16 protein-coding genes are annotated in these 15904 nt (G+C 72.9%); 11 read left to right on the top strand and 5 right to left on the bottom strand.

What is annotated here, in order from left to right:
• The first annotated feature begins 203 nt into the window (after nt 1-203).
• From ABZX85_RS14685 to ABZX85_RS14675, 3 genes are all read left to right on the top strand, one after another.
• On the top strand, nt 204-989 hold the full coding sequence (locus ABZX85_RS14685; RefSeq protein WP_355867008.1) for an IclR family transcriptional regulator: 786 nt from the start codon (nt 204-206) through the stop codon (nt 987-989).
• 1232 nt (nt 990-2221) lie between these two features.
• Nucleotides 2222-2698 carry a peptidase inhibitor family I36 protein gene (locus ABZX85_RS14680; protein WP_355867005.1) on the top strand — a complete coding sequence of 159 codons (477 nt, stop codon included), beginning with the start codon at nt 2222-2224 and terminating at the stop codon, nt 2696-2698.
• 129 nt (nt 2699-2827) lie between these two features.
• Entirely contained in the window at nt 2828-3937 is a 1110-nt protein-coding gene (locus ABZX85_RS14675; RefSeq protein ID WP_355867003.1) for an acyl-CoA dehydrogenase family protein, read from the top strand.
• A 25-nt stretch (nt 3938-3962) separates the two neighbouring features.
• Here ABZX85_RS14675 and ABZX85_RS14670 read toward each other — a convergent pair whose 3' ends face one another.
• Entirely contained in the window at nt 3963-4499 is a 537-nt protein-coding gene (locus tag ABZX85_RS14670) for a GNAT family protein (protein ID WP_355867000.1), read from the bottom strand.
• Nucleotides 4500-4615: 116 nt separating this feature from the next.
• On the opposite strand from ABZX85_RS14670, the gene ABZX85_RS14665 reads away from it, so the two are divergent.
• The 4 genes from ABZX85_RS14665 to ABZX85_RS14650 are packed head-to-tail and all read left to right on the top strand — an operon-like array spanning nt 4616 to nt 9804.
• The gene (locus tag ABZX85_RS14665) at nt 4616-5578 is read left to right on the top strand and encodes an ABC transporter permease (RefSeq protein ID WP_355866997.1); all 963 of its coding nucleotides are present in this window, start codon (nt 4616-4618) and stop codon (nt 5576-5578) included.
• Nucleotides 5578-6384 carry an ABC transporter permease gene (locus ABZX85_RS14660; RefSeq protein ID WP_355866994.1) on the top strand — a complete coding sequence of 269 codons (807 nt, stop codon included), beginning with the start codon at nt 5578-5580 and terminating at the stop codon, nt 6382-6384. Before ABZX85_RS14665 ends, ABZX85_RS14660 begins: the two co-directional genes overlap by 1 nt.
• Nucleotides 6381-8135 (top strand): ABC transporter ATP-binding protein, encoded by a 1755-nt coding sequence (locus ABZX85_RS14655; RefSeq protein ID WP_355866991.1) that lies wholly within the window; start codon nt 6381-6383, stop codon nt 8133-8135. The genes ABZX85_RS14660 and ABZX85_RS14655 overlap by 4 nt, the downstream gene beginning before the upstream one ends.
• A gap of 25 nt (nt 8136-8160) precedes the next feature.
• Nucleotides 8161-9804, top strand: coding sequence for an ABC transporter substrate-binding protein (locus tag ABZX85_RS14650; RefSeq protein WP_355866988.1), 1644 nt, complete (start codon nt 8161-8163; stop codon nt 9802-9804).
• 1 nt (nt 9805) lies between these two features.
• On the opposite strand, the gene ABZX85_RS14645 is transcribed toward ABZX85_RS14650, so the two are convergent.
• From ABZX85_RS14645 to ABZX85_RS14635, 3 genes are all read right to left on the bottom strand, one after another.
• A complete protein-coding gene (locus ABZX85_RS14645; protein WP_355866985.1) occupies nt 9806-10159 on the bottom strand; it encodes a hypothetical protein in 354 nt (117 codons plus the stop codon).
• A 121-nt stretch (nt 10160-10280) separates the two neighbouring features.
• Nucleotides 10281-10925 carry a DsbA family oxidoreductase gene (locus tag ABZX85_RS14640; RefSeq protein ID WP_355867909.1) on the bottom strand — a complete coding sequence of 215 codons (645 nt, stop codon included), beginning with the start codon at nt 10923-10925 and terminating at the stop codon, nt 10281-10283.
• 5 nt (nt 10926-10930) lie between these two features.
• Nucleotides 10931-11053, bottom strand: coding sequence for a hypothetical protein (locus ABZX85_RS14635; protein ID WP_355866982.1), 123 nt, complete (start codon nt 11051-11053; stop codon nt 10931-10933).
• A gap of 146 nt (nt 11054-11199) precedes the next feature.
• Here ABZX85_RS14635 and ABZX85_RS14630 point away from each other — a divergent pair, with 146 nt between their 5' ends.
• Together ABZX85_RS14630 and ABZX85_RS14625 are read left to right on the top strand one after the other, a co-directional pair.
• On the top strand, nt 11200-11910 hold the full coding sequence (locus ABZX85_RS14630; protein ID WP_355866979.1) for a helix-turn-helix domain-containing protein: 711 nt from the start codon (nt 11200-11202) through the stop codon (nt 11908-11910).
• A gap of 398 nt (nt 11911-12308) precedes the next feature.
• Nucleotides 12309-12785 carry a tautomerase enzyme gene (locus tag ABZX85_RS14625; RefSeq protein WP_355866976.1) on the top strand — a complete coding sequence of 159 codons (477 nt, stop codon included), beginning with the start codon at nt 12309-12311 and terminating at the stop codon, nt 12783-12785.
• A 358-nt stretch (nt 12786-13143) separates the two neighbouring features.
• Here ABZX85_RS14625 and ABZX85_RS14620 read toward each other — a convergent pair whose 3' ends face one another.
• Nucleotides 13144-13731 (bottom strand): TetR family transcriptional regulator, encoded by a 588-nt coding sequence (locus tag ABZX85_RS14620; RefSeq protein ID WP_355866973.1) that lies wholly within the window; start codon nt 13729-13731, stop codon nt 13144-13146.
• 134 nt (nt 13732-13865) lie between these two features.
• On the opposite strand from ABZX85_RS14620, the gene ABZX85_RS14615 reads away from it, so the two are divergent.
• Nucleotides 13866-14531 (top strand): PaaI family thioesterase, encoded by a 666-nt coding sequence (locus tag ABZX85_RS14615; protein ID WP_355866971.1) that lies wholly within the window; start codon nt 13866-13868, stop codon nt 14529-14531.
• A gap of 136 nt (nt 14532-14667) precedes the next feature.
• On the top strand, nt 14668-15861 hold the full coding sequence (locus ABZX85_RS14610; protein WP_355866968.1) for a family 1 glycosylhydrolase: 1194 nt from the start codon (nt 14668-14670) through the stop codon (nt 15859-15861).
• The last annotated feature ends 43 nt before the right edge of the window (nt 15862-15904 follow it).

The raw sequence follows: 15904 nt of genomic DNA, 5'->3' as shown, positions 1-15904 counted from the left end.
CGGGTACGGTGGCGGGATCTCTTCACGGGGGCTCCCTTCCGGGAGGGGCGTTTCACAGGGAGGGCGTTTTGCAGTGCAGAATTAGATTTCGCATTGCATCGCTTGGCGTTGCCGAGAAATTAGCCCCCTCCCCCACCGCCGTCAATGCCGGATTTCAACATGTAACATTCCGTTTTGCAGTGCAGTACGATAAGGTCCGCCGCGTGACCTCCGAGACCCCCCGCAACTCCTCCTCGTCCCTGCGCCGCGCGCTCGGCATCCTGATGTACCTCGCCGAGGACGACGGCCACCCGCAGGGCACGTCCCTCACCGACCTCGCGACCGGGCTCGGCATGAGCAAGAGCACGGTCCTGCGGCTCGTCGCGCCGTTGCGCGAGACCCGGCTCGTCGACCAGGACCCGGAGAGCGGCCACTACCGGCTCGGCCCGCAGAACGCGCTGCTCGGCCAGGTGTACCTGGAGCGCCTCGACATCCGCCGCACGGCGTCACCGCTGCTGCACCAGCTCGCGCAGGACGCCCGGGAGGCCGTCCACCTGGTGAGTTTCGACCCCCCGGAGATCGTCTACATCGACAAGGTCGAGAGCCCGCAGGCCGTCCGGATGCACTCCCGGGTGGGCGGCCGGCAGCCCGCCTACTGCACGGCCACCGGCAAGGCGTTCCTCGCGCACGCGACGGACGCGGTCCTCGACCAGGTCCTCGCCGCGGGCCTGCCCGCCCGCACCCCGGCCACCCTCACGACCCCGCGGGCGCTGCGCGCCGAGCTGGCCGCCGTCCGCGAGCGCGGCTACGCCGTCGACGACGTCGAGAACGAGCTGGACATCCGCTGCGTGGCCGCGCCCGTCTTCGGGCACACCGGTACGGTCCTCACCTCGATCAGCGTCTCGGGGCCGGCGTCGCGGGTCACGCACGACCGGCTCCCGGAGCTGGCCCGGCAGGTGAGGGAGGCGGCCGGGGCGCTCACGGAGCGGCTGGGCGGCGTGGCGCCGTAGGGGGCGCGGGGTTCGCCGGGGTGTTGGCGCGCAGGAGCGCCGCGCCCAGGGGGGTCAGGGTGTGCAGGACCGACATGGCGTGCCGCTGGGTGGTGAGGAGGCCGGCGCGGCGCAGGGCGGTGGCGTGCTGGCTGGCCGAGGAGGCGGAGACGCCGGTGGCGCGGGCGAGTTTCGCCGGTGGTGGCGCCCGCGGCGACGGCGCGCAGGACGCGGGCGCGGGTGCGGCCCAGGAGGGCGGTCAGGGGGGCGCCGGAGCCGAGGTCGCCGGGGAGCGCGGAGGGGTGGGGTTCGTGGCTCAGGGGGTAGAGCAGGACGGGGTCGAGGGTGGCGCTGCGGAAGGTCACCGGGGTGCCCCAGCAGAAGTGGGAGGGGATGAGGAGCAGTCCCCGGCCGCCGAGGCGCAGGTCGCGGTCCTCGGGGTAGGGCGTGGACAGGACCGGTCTGCGCCAGCACAGCGGGGGCCCGAGGTTGCCGAGGACGCCTTCGGCGCCGGTGCTGAGGACGGCGCGGGCGTGTGCGGCCCGTTCGGCGTCGACGCGGGCCTGTATGGGGTCGGCGTAGGGCGCGATCACGAGGTCGTGGTAGGCGCGCAGCGCCGTGACCAGCTCTTTGCGCGGGCCGGGTTCGGTGAGCCGGCGGGCCCAGGCGGGGGCGCCGTGGGTGCGGTCGAGGAGGCGTACTTCGTGCAGGACGCGGCGCGGGGAGGTGGCGAGGACGGCTTCGAGTCCCGCGTCGAGTCCTTCGCCGGCCTCGGCGGGGGTGAGGAAGTCGGGGAAGTAGGCGGCGCGCGGGACGAGGGGTAACAGGAGGGTGCCGACGGTGCGGGCGAAGCCCGTGGCGTGCAGGCGGGTGCGGGTCGTGCGGAACCATTCGGCGTGCGCCCAGCGGCCCTGGCGGGTCTGGAGGCGGTGCAGGCTCATGCAGATCTCCCACAGCGGATCGGGGGTGGCGGCCATCCGCGTGCGGGTCAGGTCGACGTCGGTGAAGTGGATACGGAGCATTCCGTTCCCCCCTGTGGCCCGGGCTTTTCAGCCCTCGTCACATTCCCTGGCCTCCCATGGTCGCCTCAGGGGACCCTCGTGTTCAATGCGGCGTACGGATGACCACCCTGCTGCCGCACCGCGTCCCGGAACGACCGGCGCGCGGACGGCGGACGGGGATTCCGCTCCCCCTTCGCGGCGTCCGCGCGGCACCGGCACGCGCGTCCCCGCCACTTCTCGAAGGGAACCACCGTGGCACTGCGTTCGACCCTCACCACTCTCGCGGCGACCTTCCTCATGGGTGCCGCCCTCGCGGTCGCCCCGACCGCACAGGCCCAGGCGTCCGCCCCCGCCCCGGCCGCCCCGGCGTCCGTGGCGCCGGGCCAGGCCATGGGCTTCGACACGTCGTCCGGCGAGGTCGGCATCCTGGCGTACTCCGACTGTCCGAGCGGCTGGATCTGCTTCTGGTCCGGGTCGGGCGGCACGGGTTCGCGCTGCCAGTGGAGCAGCGCCCTCAACCCCCGGGCGCGCGAGGAGTGTTCCTGGATGAACAACGGCACTGTGACCCGGTCCGTCTACAACCGGACGAGCTACCGCTACCACTACTACCGGGCCTTCTCCTACCAGGACCGCATCGGCAGCACCCTCTCGGGCGGCCAGGGCAACCTCGCCGGCACGTACACGATCGGCTCCCTGTGCCGCCACAACGCGAGCGGCTGCCCCAACTAGGCCGATGCCGTGCCCGGTTCCCCGACCTCAGCGCGGGGAACCGGGCCGTCGGCCCGACCGGCCGGGAGCGCGGGCGGTGCCGTACCGTGGCGCGGGCGGCAGGTCGGCGCGGCTCAAGGGGATGGCCGGATGGGGCAGTTGGAGCGGGTGCTCGGCGTGGTCGCCGGGCGGCGGGCGGAGTTCGAGGCGAAGGGGCACGTCCCGGCGGACGTGATCGGGGAGTTCAGACGGGCGGGGGTCTACCGGGCGGGGGTGCCCCGGCGGTTCGGGGGTGACGCGCTGCCGCCCGCGGAGTTCCTGCGGATCGTGGAACGGATCGCGCGGGCCGACGGGTCGGCCGGGTGGGTGGCGAGCTTCGGTTCGGCGACGGTCTATCTGGCGGGGCTGCCGCTGGACACGCAGGCCGAGTTGTACGCGGACGGGCCGGACGTGGTGTTCGCGGGCGGGCTCTTCCCGGTCCAGGACTCCGAGCGGGTGGCGGGGGGTTACCGGGTCGAGGGGCGCTGGCGGTTCGCCAGCGGCTGTCAGGGCGCGGACGTCCTCGGCGTCGGGATCAGGGCGGGCGAGGAGCGCGCGGGGCGTCCGCTGACGGCGGTGCTGCGGCCGGGGCAGGTGGAGATCGTCGAGAACTGGGACGCCGTCGGCCTGCGCGGCACGGGCAGTCACGATCTCGCGGTGCACGGCGTCGTCGTCCCCGAGGAGTGGACGTTCGTCCGCGGCGGCCCCTCGACGGTGGACGAGCCGCTGTACCGCTACCCGACGGTGCCGTACGCCGCGCAGGTGCTGGCGGTCGTGGGGCTCGGTGTGGCGCGGACGGCGCTGGACCATGTGACGGCGGAGGGCGCCCGGCCGGCGTGGACGGGGGCGCCGCGCCCCGCCGAGCGGGCGACGTACCGGATCACGCTCGCCCGCGCGGAGGCCCAACTGCGGTCGGCGCGGGCCTGGTTCTACGAGACGACGGACGCCGTGTGGGCCACGGTCGTGGCGGGCGATCCGGCGTCGAGGGAGCAGGCGAGCGCGCTGCGGCTGGCGTCGACGCACCTCGCGGCGACGGCGTACGAAGTGGCCCACTGCGCCTACCGGTTGGGCGGCACCGCGGCGATCACGGCGGGCGGGGTCCTGGAGCGCTGCCTGCGGGACGCGTCGGTCGTCCCCCAGCACGCCTTCCTCCAGGAGTCGGTGTACGAGGGGGCGGGCGCCGTGCTGGCGGGGGTGGAGCCGTTCCCGGGCTACGTCTGACCCCGCGTCCGCCCGGCCCCCCGGCTCACTCCTCGCCGGCGATCCGGGACCAGACCTCGATGTCGTGGCGGACCCCGTCCAGCTCCAACGCCGAGCGCAGGACGCCTTCCTGGGCCATGCCGAGGCGTTTGGCGACGGCGAGGCTGGCGTGGTTTCCGGTGGCGGCGGACCACTCGACGCGTGACATGCCCCGCGTCTCGACGGCCCAGTCGGCGAGCAGCCGGGCCGCGCCGGTCGCGAGGCCCTGGCCGCGTGCCTCGGGGGCGAGCCAGGCGCCGAGGGAGCAGTTCCCGGTGCGCGCGTCGAAGGCCCCGAACCCGGCGCCGCCGACGAGGAGTCCGTCGCGCCAGATGCCGTACACGCGGCGGCCGTCGCGGGCCTGGTCCTCGGCGTACCCCTGCAACCAGCGGGCGGCCTTGGCGGGTTCGTCGATGTCGGTCGCCCAGGGCATCCAGGGGGTGAGGTGGCGGCCGGAGCGGACGACGAACTCGTAGAACTCCTGTGCCCGCCAGGGTTCCAGGGCGTGGAGTTCGGCCCCTTCGGCGAGGGGAAGCGTGAGCATGGGGGTCCCGATTCGGTGGTGTGGGAATTGTGGGCTCCCTGTGACTTATACAACCCAACTTCTGAAACTTTCAAGCTCTTGCGGGGAGTTGAGGCGGGCTCGTACAGTCGCCCCCCATGGCCGCCTTCGTCCTCAGACGGCTGGGTGGCGGGCTGCTGCTTCTCCTGGCCCTCAGCTTCCTGGTCTTCGCCCTGCTCGCCGCGAGTCCGGGCACTCCCCTGCAAACCCTCCTCGGCACCCGCCCCGCCTCCCCGGCGCTGGTGGCGGAACTGCGTGCGCGTCACCACCTCGACGAGCCCTTCGCCGCCCAGTACCTGCACTGGCTCGGGGACGCGCTGCACCTCGACCTCGGCCGCTCGATCTCCGTCCAGGCGGGCACCCCGGTCCTCGACATGGTCACCGAACGGCTCGCGCTCAGCGGGGAACTCGCCGTCTACTGCCTCCTGCTGGTCCTGCTGATCGGCGTCCCGCTGGGCGTCCTCGCGGGCGTGCGGCAGGGCCGCGCCGCCGACCGGGGCATCTCCCTGCTGGCCACGGTCGGCTTCGGCGCCCCCTCGTACGCCCTGTCCGTCGTCCTGCTCTACGTCTTCGGCGTGGAGCTCGGCTGGTTCCCGGTGTACGGCGCCGGCGAGGACGCGTTCGCCGACCGGGTCAGCCATCTGACGCTCCCGGCGGTGGCGCTCGCGACGCTGCTGGCGTCGCTCCTGGTCCGGCAGACCCGGGCGGCGACGGCGGCCGTGATGCGGCAGGACCACCTCACGTTCGCGCGGCTGCGGGGGATCGGTCCGGCGCGGATGCTGGTGCACCACGTGCTGCGCAACGCCGCGCCGCCGATCGTCGCCGGTGCCGGGCTGCTGATCATGGCGCCGCTCAGCGCGGGGATCTTCGTCGAGCAGGTGTTCTCGCTGCCCGGCCTGGGATCGCTGCTGCTGACGGCGGTGGCCGCCCAGGACGTGCCCGTCGTGCAGGCGACCGCGCTGCTGCTGGGGGTCGTCGTCGTGGTGGTCAACCTGCTGGTCGACCTGCTCGGTCTGCTGCTCGATCCCCGGGTGCGGCTGCACGCGGCCGGGGAGGTGTGATGCGGGCGCGTCCGCCGGTACTGGTGCTGCTCGGCGCGGCGGGGGTGGCCGTCGTCGCGCTGCTCGTCGTCGCGGGCGGGGCGCTCGCGCCGTACGACCCGGGACACCAGGATCTGCTGCGCGGTGCCGTCGGTCCGGGGGACGGGCACTGGCTCGGCACGGACGCGCTGGGGCGGGACGTGCTGTCGCAGGTGATCGCCGGGGCGCGGTCGGCCGTGGTCGGGCCGCTGGTCGCGGCGGTGGGGGCGCTGCTGCTGGGCGTGCCGCTCGGGATGGCGGCCGGGTATTTCGGCGGCTGGCCGGACGCGGTGGTGAACCGCTTCGCCGAGCTGGTGTACGTCCTTCCGGTGACGCTGCTGGTCGTGGTGGTCGTCGGGACGGTCGGGAACGGGTACTGGCTCGCCGTCGCGGTCGTCACCCTCGTCTCGCTGCCCACGCAGATCCGGCTGTGCCGGAGCACGACGCTCGTGCAGGCCCGGCTGCCGTACGTCGAGGCCGCGCGGACGCTGGGGCTGCCCGCCTCGCGGATCTTGTTCCGGCACGTCCTGCCGAACATGCTGCCGACGGTCGTGACGACCTTCCTCCTCGACTTCGTCGGGGCGCTGATCGGGCTGTCCGGGCTGTCGTACCTCGGGCTCGGGGTGCCGCCGGGGACCCCGGACTGGGGTGAACTCCTGCGCCAGGGACAGAGTCTGCTGACCGTGAACCCGTATCTGTCGCTCGCGCCCGGGGTGCTGGTCATCGTGTCGGCGGTGGGGGTCACGCTGGTCGGGGACTGGGTGTACGAGCGGGGTGCGGCCCGGTGAGCGGCGTACTGCTGTCGGTGCGCGGGCTGCGCGTGCGGGGCCGGGACGGGCGGACGCTGGTCCGGGACGTCGGCTTCGACCTCCGCGCCGGGGAAACCCTCGGTGTGGTCGGCGAGTCGGGGAGCGGCAAGACGCTGACCGCGCGGGCCGTCCTGGGCGTCCTCGCGCCCGGCCTGCGCGCGGAGGGCCAAGTCCTCTTCGACGGCGCGGAGTTGCTGGGCCGCCGGGAACGGGAGCTGCGTCCGCTGCGCGGCACCCGGCTGGCGATGGTCCTCCAGGACCCGTTCACCGCGCTCAACCCCCTCCAGACGGTCGGCGCGCATCTGCGGGAGTCGCTCGCGCCGACCGACCGCACGCCCGCGGAGATCGCCCGGCGGCTGGGTGAAGTCGGCCTGGACGCCGGGACCGTGGCGGGCAAGTACCCCTTCCAGCTCTCCGGCGGCATGCGGCAGCGCGTCGCGATCGCGGCGGCGCTCGCCCGGGACCCCGATCTGCTGGTCGCGGACGAGCCGACGACCGCTCTCGACGTCACGACGCAGGCCGAAGTCCTAGCCCTGCTGCGCCGGTTGCAGGCCGAGCGGGGCATGGCGCTGCTGCTCGTCACGCACGATCTGCGGGTCGCGTTCGACGTCTGCCACCGGGTGCTCGTCCTGTACGCCGGGTCGGTCCTGGAGGACGCGCCCGCGGGCGAGCTGCGCCGCTCCCCCGGCCACCCCTACAGCCTGGGCCTCATGCTGGCCGAACCCCCGGTCTCCCACTACGTCGAACGGCTCCCCTCCCTCCCCGGCGCGGTCCCGCCCGCCGACTCCGTCACCGGCACCTGCGCGTTCGCCGCCCGCTGCGAGTGGCGGCGCGACGTCTGTACGACGGCCCGGCCGACGCCGGCCGAGGTGGCACCGGGGCGGCTGTCGGCGTGCGTGCGGCTGGCGGACGTCGGGGACGAGCTGCGCGCCCGTCTCCACGCCCCGGCGGTCCCCTCGGCTCCGCCGCCGGTCCGCGACGGCACGCCGCTGCTCGTCGTGGACGGCCTGACCAAGACGTACCGCGACACGACCGCGCTGAACGGGGCCTGTCTCGAACTCCGCGAGGGCGAATCGCTGGGCGTGGTCGGGGAGACCGGCTCCGGGAAGACGACCCTCGTGCGGTGCGTGCTCGGGCTGACCCGGCCGGCCTCGGGGACGATCCGGCTCGGCGGCATCGACGTCAGCGACTACCGGAAGCTGGACCGGCGCGAGCTGCGCGAGGTGCGGCGGCTGGTCCAGATCGTCTTCCAGGACCCCTACTCCTCCCTCAACCCCCGGCTGACGATCGGCGCCGCCCTGCGCGAGGCGATCGGCGTCGGGCCCGAACCGGGGCAGCGGGCCGAGGAGTTGCTGGAGCACGTCGGCCTTCCGGCGTCGTACGCGCGCGAGTTGCCCGCCGCACTGTCCGGCGGTGAGCGGCAACGCGTCGCCGTGGCGCGGGCGTTGGCCGTCCGGCCGAAGCTGCTGATCTGCGACGAGCCGGTCGCCGCGCTCGACGTGTCCGTGCAGGCGCAGATCCTCGAACTCCTGCGCACGGTACGCGCCGAGTACGGCACGAGCCTGCTCCTCATCACCCACGACCTGTCCGTCGTCCGGCAGATGACCGACCGGGCGGTCGTGCTGCGCGGCGGGGAGATCGTCGAGAGCGGTACGACGGCGTCGCTGCTGGACGCGCCGGCGCACCCCCACACCAAGCGCCTTCTCGCCTCGATCCCGGGCGAGAGCTGAAGTCCCGTACACAGAACGGAAATCCATGCCCCCCACACCCTTCTCCCGGCGGACGACGTCCGCCGCGCTCCTCGTCGTCCTCACCACCGTCGCCGCGACCGCCTGCTCCGGCGGTGACGGTTCGGGGGACACAGGTGGCTCAGGGGCGAAGAAGGCGAGCGACAGGACGCTGCCGGTGGTGAACTGGGCGCTGCCCAACGCGCCCGCGTCGCTCGACTACGCCAAGAGCTACGACAACAACACGACCGGCGCGGTGATGTCCCTCGTCACGGAGCCGCTCGAACGGGTCTCCAGCACCGGCGAGTTCACCCCGAACCTGGCGACGTCGGTGACCCAGCCGGACGCCACGACCCTGGTGTACAAGCTGCGTTCGGGGGTGAAGTTCGCCTCCGGTGCCGAGCTGACCGCACAGGACGTCGCCTGGAGCATCGAGCACTTCACCGCGGAGGAGGCGCAGACCGCCGTCCTCGGGCAGAAGGTGGGGAGCGTCACGGTGACGGGGCCGCTGGAGGTGACCGTGAAGCTGACGGCTCCGGCGCCGACCGCTCGGGCCGGGATCGCGCTGGCGACGCTCGTCGAGGAGGCGAGCTTCGCGAAGGCCCACGCGAAGGACCTCGGCAACGCGGGGACGGCTCCGGTGGGGACCGGGCCCTACCAGGTCGACTCGCAGACGGCGGGGAAGATCACGCTGGTGCGCAATCCGCAGTACGCGCGCACGAAACCGGCGCCGGACAAGGTCGTCTTCTCCGTCATCCCCGACGACAACGCGCGTCAACTCGCCCTGCGGTCCGGGGAGATCGACGGTGGGCCGGTCAACGCGCTGAAGAACGCGGCGCAGTGGAAGGCGATACCGGGGACGACGCTGCACGCCTCGCCGTCGCTCTCGCAGAACTTCCTCGCGATGGACGTCACCAAGGCGCCCTTCGACGACGTGCACGTCCGCCGGGCCGTGGCGCTGTCCGTGGAGCGGGACGGGATCATGAAGGCGGGGTTCGGGGAGTACGCCGAGGCGATGAAGGGGCTGATCCCCGCCGGTGAGCTGGCCGGGGTCGCCGGGTCGCGGCAGGCCGCGGACACGTTCCTCGCCGGGCTCCCGCAGTACGCGCACGACCCGGCCGCGGCGAAGGCGGAACTCGCCAAGTCGGCCCACGCCGACGGCTTCTCGACGACGATCGAATACGTCAAGGACTACCCCTGGCAGGAGCTGACCGTCCTCAGCCTCCAGGAGAACCTGCGGCCCCTCGGCGTCACGATCACGCCGAAGCCGGTCACCGCGAACGACTGGTACGCCAAGCTCTTCAAGCACCAGCTCACGGGCATCACCCTGCCGTTCGGCTTCGGCGCCAGCTACCCCGACCCGTCCGCCCTCCTCGGCAAACTCGTCGGCAAGGCCAACATCGGCGCCCAGAAGATCAACATCGCCAACTGGACGACCCCCGAGGTCGACAAGGCCCAGCAGACCGTCATGACGGCGGGCCCCGCCGCGACTCGCTGGGCCGCCTCCAAGACGATCCTCACCCAGGTCGCCGACCAGGTCCCCTACGTCCCCCTCTTCACCGAGGACGAGGTCTACGCGGTCGGCGAGAACCTCACCCTCACGGGCACCGGCCTCACGTCCTTCGACCTGTCCAACGGGGGGTGGATCTTCTCGGTGAAGGCGACGGGGTGAGTCAGCAGCGGATGCTCACCGTGACCTTGACACTGGTGGCATCCCATTCGCCGACCTCGATGTTCCTCGTGCCCCCGGTCTCGTACACCAGGTTGAGGACCCGGCCGGGCTTGACGAAGCCGATGACGACCCGGGCGACGCAGCCGTCCTCCCGGGTGTCGGTCAGCTTCCCCTCGACGGCCAGGAGCGTGCCGTCCTTGCAGACGGCGTAGGAGAACCGGGCGCCGACGACGTTGGTCGTCTTCGACGCCGAGCAGGTCGCGGCGGCGGCGGGCGCGGCCGTCAGCGCGGTGAGGCCCGTCGCCGCGAGGGTGGTCGTGCTCAGCAGGGCGGCGACGCGTCGTACGGTCCTCATGGCTGCTCCCCGTGTTCTCCGTGGCCGGTCCCGCGTCCGGAGGTTCGGACGCGGGACCAGTCTGCGGAGGGCGGCACCCGAAGGGCACCTGAAACTATCCAGGGTGCAGGACCCGACGGGGTCACTTGCGGGCGAGGTCCGCGTGGGCGGTGCGCAGGGCGGAGAGGAAGGTGTCCGAGGACTGCGCGCCGGAGATCCCGTACGCGCGGTTGATGACGAAGAAGGGCACGCCGGTGGCGCCGTAGCGGCGGGCGTCGGCGATGTCCTGGGCGACGGCGTCCTGGTAGGCGCCGCCCGCGAGCACCTTGCGGGTGTCCTCCTCGGGCAGTCCGACCTCGGCGCCCAGCCGGGCCAGCGTGTCGGCGTCGTCGACGAGTTCGCCCTCGCAGAGGTGCGCGCGCAGGAGCCGTTCGTGCATCGCGTCCCCGAGCCCCCGCTCGGCGGCGAGGTGCCCGACGCGGTGCGCGTCGACGGTGTTGACGGAGACCGCGCCCTCCAGGTCGTACGCCAGCCCCTCGGCGGCGGCGAGTTCGGTGACCTGACCGGTCATCGCCCGGATCTGCGCGGGCGGCGCCCCGGTCTTGCGGCTGAGGACCTCGAACGACGGCGTCCGGCGCCCCTTGGGGTGCGAGGGGTCCAGCTGGAAGCTGTGCCAGTGGACTTCCACGTCGTCGGCGTGCTCGAAGCGGCTCAGCGCCGTCTCCATGCGGCGCTTGCCGATGTAGCACCAGGGACAGACGACGTCCGACCAGATGTCGATCCGCATCGTGCTCACAGGTGGCACACTCCGTCCTCGCAGGTGGGGGCGTCTTCCGAGCCCAGGGGCTTGAGCAGCACCGGCTGCTGCGGCTCCGTCTCCACGGTGTCGTCGGTCGTCTCTGCGGTCTCGGTCATCTCTGCTCTGTCCTCAACGATGAGGTTGACCCTATGGTCAACTTATCTTCGTGACTCTAGCATCCAAATTGACCCATAGGTCAAGTTAACTTTTCCGTCAGATGCGACCATGGAGTCCGACATGAGCGGACCAGGAGGAACACCGGATGCGCGCCGACGCACGACGCAACGCGGACAAGCTGCGGGCCGCGGCGGCCGAGCTCTTCCGGGAGCAGGGGCTGCACGCGCCGCTCAAGGAGATCGCCCGGCGCGCGGGGGTGAGCCACGGCACGCTGTACAACCTGTTCGGCACGCGCGAGGCGCTCATCGACGAGGTGGCCGTGGACCTCGCGGGCGACAGGCTCCAGGAGATCGCCGACCGGGCGCTGGCCCACGAGGACCCCTGGGCCGGGTTCGTCTTCTACATGGAGCAGGTCTGCGAGTTGCAGGCGGTCGAACCGGCCGTCGGTGACGTGATGAACGGGGGCTTCCCGGGGGCCGCCCGGCTGATGGCCGTCTGCGCGCGGACCCAGGACGTGGCGGTCCAGGTGATCGTCCGGGCGCAGGATGCGGGGTCGCTGCGGCCCGACTTCACCCGCGAGGACCTGCTGTTCCTCCTCGGCTCCAACGCCCTCCTCGCCCGCGCCTCCCGGGGTACGGCACCGGACGTGTGGCGACGCGGCCTCGCCCTCGCCCTCGACGGGCTGCGCACGGAGGCGGCCCACCCGCTGCCGGTTCCCGCACTGTCGGTGGAGCAGCATCGGGAGGTGCTGGGGCGGCTGACGGGGGCGTTTCGGGCGGCGGGGCCGACGGGGGGGTCTGCGGGGGCGGGGGGTTCTGCGGGGGCAGAGGCGGCAGGGGGGTCTGCGGGGGCGTAGGCGGCGGGCGGGTCTGCGGGGGCAGGGGCGGTCGGGCGGGCCTGCGGAGACGTAGGGAGCGGGGGGCCTGCGGGGGCGTTTCACGCGGCGAGGCCGACTGGAGGCTCCTCGGAGACGGGGCCCTGCGGGGCCCGAGGCGGCAGGGGGCTCCATGGGGGCGTAGGCGGCGGGCGGGATTGCGGGAGTAGAGGCGGCATGGCGGGCCTGCGGGGGCGTTCTGCGCGGCGGGGGGTCGCGGGGGCAGAAGCGGTCGAGCCGGTCTGCGGGGGCATCGGCGGCGCCTGCCGGGGGCCTGCGGCGGTGGAGGCCGCGCGTACGGCGTGAGCATTTCCTGGTTATGACACTCGCCATAGCCCTGCGCTACAGTCCGCTATAACGATCGTTATAGGAGGCGAGCCATGACCGTCATCACCGTCAACACTCCCGAGGGGCGCCTGAGTCTCGACCAGCGCCGGGTCCTCTCCGAGACCCTCACGGACGCGGTTCTCGTCCCGGAGGTCGGGCAGTTCCAGCCTGCCGCGCGGCCCGGTTTCCAGGTGCGCTTCGTGGAGCACCCGGCCGACCGGATGGCCATTGGTGGGCGGCTGCTCGCGGATGCCGGACCCGGCGTGGACGTGATGCTTCTCGACGTGGCCGTGATGGAGGGGGACTGGCCCCGCGAGGTCCGCGCGGAAGTCATCGAGCGGCTGCTCGCGGCGCTCGCGAAGGCGTGCGGGCTGGACGCGCCCTCGCCCGCCTGGTGGGTCAACTTCCGTGTCGTCGAGGAGGGGAGCTGGGGTTCCGGCGGCGGCGTGACGTCGATCCTGTCGCTGTTGGCGACGGGGGTGTTCACGGAGGAGAAGGCGGAGGCGATTCGGGCGGCGGTCGCGGGCTGAGTGGGGGCGGCGCGGCGGGGGCGGGGCGTCGGCGCCGGGCGGGGGCGCTGGGCGGCGGCACTGGGCAGGGGCGCCGGGCGGCGGCACTGGGCAGGGGCACTGAGCGGCTGGGCGGGGGGCGGAGCTGCCGACGGGCGGGGGATTTCAGGGCGAGCAAGGGGACCGGGCCGAGCCGGCGGTCTCGGGGCGGACAGGCAATCACCGCCTGACCAGCGGCCCCCCACCTCACGCCCCCCACCTGACGTCGCCACCCCTCACCGCACGCAGCCACACCCTCGCCTCGCACCCCCAATCCTCACCGCCCCCTCCCGCCGCCACCCCTCACATTCGCGCCCCCACCTTCACCCCCGGCACCCCCTCACTCCCCCACAACCCCTTCAAGCACCCCCTCCAACTGCTGCGCCACCAGATCCAGCGGCGTCATGTCCCGTTTCGCGCGGCACATCGCGATCGCGCCCTCCGTGGAGGCGATGATCAGTGCGGCGACGCCTTCCGCGCGGTCGGGGTCGACGCCCCGGTCGCGGAGGGAGTCGGCGAGGAGGCGCTGCCAGTCGTCGAACGCCTCGGCCGCCGCGAGGAGGGACGGGGGAAGGCCGTCGTCCGTGAGGGGCTCCTCGACGGAGACGGCGAGGACGGGGCAGCCGGCGCGGTAGTCGCTCCTGAGGACGACGCCGCGCCACAGCGCGAGGAACGCGCGCAGACCCGCGACCGGACCGGCGTCGAGCTCCTCGCGGAGGATGCGGGAGACCGTCGTACTCGCGTGGCGCACCGCCTCGGTGGCGAGCTGCTGCTTGCCCTCGGGGAAGTAGTGGTACGTCGAGCCGAGCGGCGCCTTCGCGTGTTTGGCCAGCTCACGGATGCTCGTCGCGTTCAGTCCGCGCCTGCTGATCAGGTCGGCGGCGCCGGCGACGATGCGGTCGCGCGACGGTGTGTTCGATGCGGCCACGGCCGTACCCCCTTCTGGACACCCCTGGCTATAACGGCCGTCATAGTCTAGCGTGATCCCGCCTATAACGACTGTTATGAACCGTGCGGACGGCCGTCCCGTCCGCACGGCTTCGAGGAGACTCCCCCACGCCCATGAACATCAACACGCCTCCCCCACACGGCGGTCTCACCCGCCGACGCGCCGCCGCCACCGGCCTCGGTGCGGAACTGCGCGCCCTCGTCGACGCCGCCGTCCGCACGACCGCCCCACCGGAGACCCTGGACGACCTCGCGAAGGCCGTTCGCGACCTCGCCGCCCGGCTCACCGACTCCGGCCCCCGCCGGGGCCTCACGGAGATCCCGGAGGTGGACGAATTCCCGGGCGGGACAAGGATGTTCAGCCCTGTCATCGGCGAGGGCAGCCCGCTCGCCCCGCCCGTGCGGGTGACCCGGGAGGCCGACGGCGTCGTGGGGATCTGCTCGCTCGGGGCCGCGCACGAGGGGCCGCCCGGTTACGGGCACGGCGGGTTCAGCGCGATGCTGCTGGACGAGCTGATGGGGCACGCGTGCGTCGCGGCGGGCCGGCCGGGGATGACGACCGGTCTGCACACCCGGTACCACCGACCGGTGCCGCTGGAGACGCCGTTGCGGATTCACGCCGGGGTGACCGGCACGGACGGCCGGAAGGTCTTCGTGGCCGGGACGATCAGTACGGCCGCCGATCCGCGGACTCCGCTGGTCGACGCGGAGGCCGTGTTCGTGACGCTCGAACCGGCTCAGGCGCGGGAACTGTTCCCGCATCTGCGGGTGGCGGACTGACGCCACCCGCCCTCACCCCTCTTCGAACCGTACGAGGTCTTGCCCCGTGACGGCGCGGCGGAGTTTAATCCCCTCGAAAAGTATCCACGGTGGTTAACGTCCGCGCCGTGTCACCTCACGACCTCAAGGACCGCCCATGCACGACAAGCCGGCCTTCCTCTGGGGCGCCTCGACGGCCCCGCACCAGATCGAGGGAAACAACGTCAACAGCGACTGGTGGGCGCGCGAAGGGCAGCTGCCCGGTATGGAGCGCAGCGGTGACGCCGTCGACAGCTACCACCGCTACGAGGAGGACATGCGCCTACTCGCGGACGCCGGGCTCAACGCCTACCGCTTCGGCATCGAGTGGGCGCGCGTCGAGCCCGTGCCCGGCCACTTCTCGCGGGCCGAACTCGCCCACTACCGGCGGATGATCGACACCGCGCTGGGACTCGGGCTCACCCCGGTGATCACGCTCCATCACTTCACCAACCCGCGCTGGTTCGCGGAGGAGGGAGGCTGGCTCGGCAAGTCCGCGGTGGACCGGTTCGCCGCGTACACCGAGACGGTCTCCGGCATTCTCGACGGGGTGCCGTACGTCGTGACCATGAACGAGCCGAACATGCTCGCGATGATGCTGACCATCGAGCGGATGATGAAGGAGCGGCCCGAGGGCGCCTGGCAGAGTCCGACGGTCGACAACGACCCGCGTCCGACGCTGCCCGCGCCGGACCCCGAGATCGGCTCCGCCCTCGTCAAGGCCCACCACCAGGTCCGCGAGATCGTGCGGGCCCGCACGGGTGCCGCCGTCGGCTGGTCGGTCGCCAACCGCGCCTTCACCGCCCGGCCCGGCGCCGAGGACAGGCTCCACGAGCTCGAACACATCTGGGAGAACCTCTACCTGGAGGCGGCGCGCGGCGACGACTTCGTGGGCGTCCAGTCGTACTCCAGCCAGTGGGTCGGCGCCGACGGCATCGAGCCGCACCCCCCGCACCCCGACAACACACTCGTCGGCACGGCGTACCGGCCCGACTCCCTCGGCCTGGCCGTCCGCCACACCTGGGACGTCACCGGCGGGGTCCCGGTCCTCGTGACCGAGAACGGGATCGCGACGACCGACGACACCCGGCGGATCGCCTACACCCAAGGGGCACTTGAGGGGTTGTTCGCCGCCGCGGACGACGGCATCGACGTCCGGGGGTACCTCCACTGGTCCGCCCTCGACAACTACGAGTGGGGCCACTGGGAGCCGACGTTCGGCCTGATCGCCGTGGACCGCGAAACCTTCGAACGCACCCCGAAGCCGAGCCTGGGGTGGCTGGGCGGGGTGGCTCGGAGGGGGCGGCCTTGAGGTGACGGCGGGGGGGAGGGCGTGGCGGCAGGCTGGAGCGGTC

It is taken from the genome of Streptomyces sp. NPDC004539 (assembly GCF_040610055.1).
Classification (GTDB): Bacteria; Actinomycetota; Actinomycetes; order Streptomycetales; family Streptomycetaceae; genus Streptomyces.
This window is presented reverse-complemented; position numbering and strand designations above follow the sequence as displayed.

Excerpts from the sequence above, each read along its gene's own strand:
- ABZX85_RS14660 (WP_355866994.1), top strand. The coding sequence starts at position 5,578 with ATGCGGGCGCGTCCGCCGGTACTGGTGCTGCTCGGCGCGGCGGGGGTG.
- ABZX85_RS14610 (WP_355866968.1), top strand. The coding sequence starts at position 14,668 with ATGCACGACAAGCCGGCCTTCCTCTGGGGCGCCTCGACGGCCCCGCAC.
- ABZX85_RS14625 (WP_355866976.1), top strand. The coding sequence starts at position 12,309 with ATGACCGTCATCACCGTCAACACTCCCGAGGGGCGCCTGAGTCTCGAC.
- ABZX85_RS14615 (WP_355866971.1), top strand. The coding sequence starts at position 13,866 with ATGAACATCAACACGCCTCCCCCACACGGCGGTCTCACCCGCCGACGC.
- ABZX85_RS14630 (WP_355866979.1), top strand. The coding sequence starts at position 11,200 with ATGCGCGCCGACGCACGACGCAACGCGGACAAGCTGCGGGCCGCGGCG.
- ABZX85_RS14635 (WP_355866982.1), bottom strand. The coding sequence starts at position 11,053 with ATGACCGAGACCGCAGAGACGACCGACGACACCGTGGAGACGGAGCCG.
- ABZX85_RS14675 (WP_355867003.1), top strand. The coding sequence starts at position 2,828 with ATGGGGCAGTTGGAGCGGGTGCTCGGCGTGGTCGCCGGGCGGCGGGCG.
- ABZX85_RS14670 (WP_355867000.1), bottom strand. The coding sequence starts at position 4,499 with ATGCTCACGCTTCCCCTCGCCGAAGGGGCCGAACTCCACGCCCTGGAA.
- ABZX85_RS14640 (WP_355867909.1), bottom strand. The coding sequence starts at position 10,925 with ATGCGGATCGACATCTGGTCGGACGTCGTCTGTCCCTGGTGCTACATC.
- ABZX85_RS14645 (WP_355866985.1), bottom strand. The coding sequence starts at position 10,159 with ATGAGGACCGTACGACGCGTCGCCGCCCTGCTGAGCACGACCACCCTC.
- ABZX85_RS14650 (WP_355866988.1), top strand. The coding sequence starts at position 8,161 with ATGCCCCCCACACCCTTCTCCCGGCGGACGACGTCCGCCGCGCTCCTC.
- ABZX85_RS14665 (WP_355866997.1), top strand. The coding sequence starts at position 4,616 with ATGGCCGCCTTCGTCCTCAGACGGCTGGGTGGCGGGCTGCTGCTTCTC.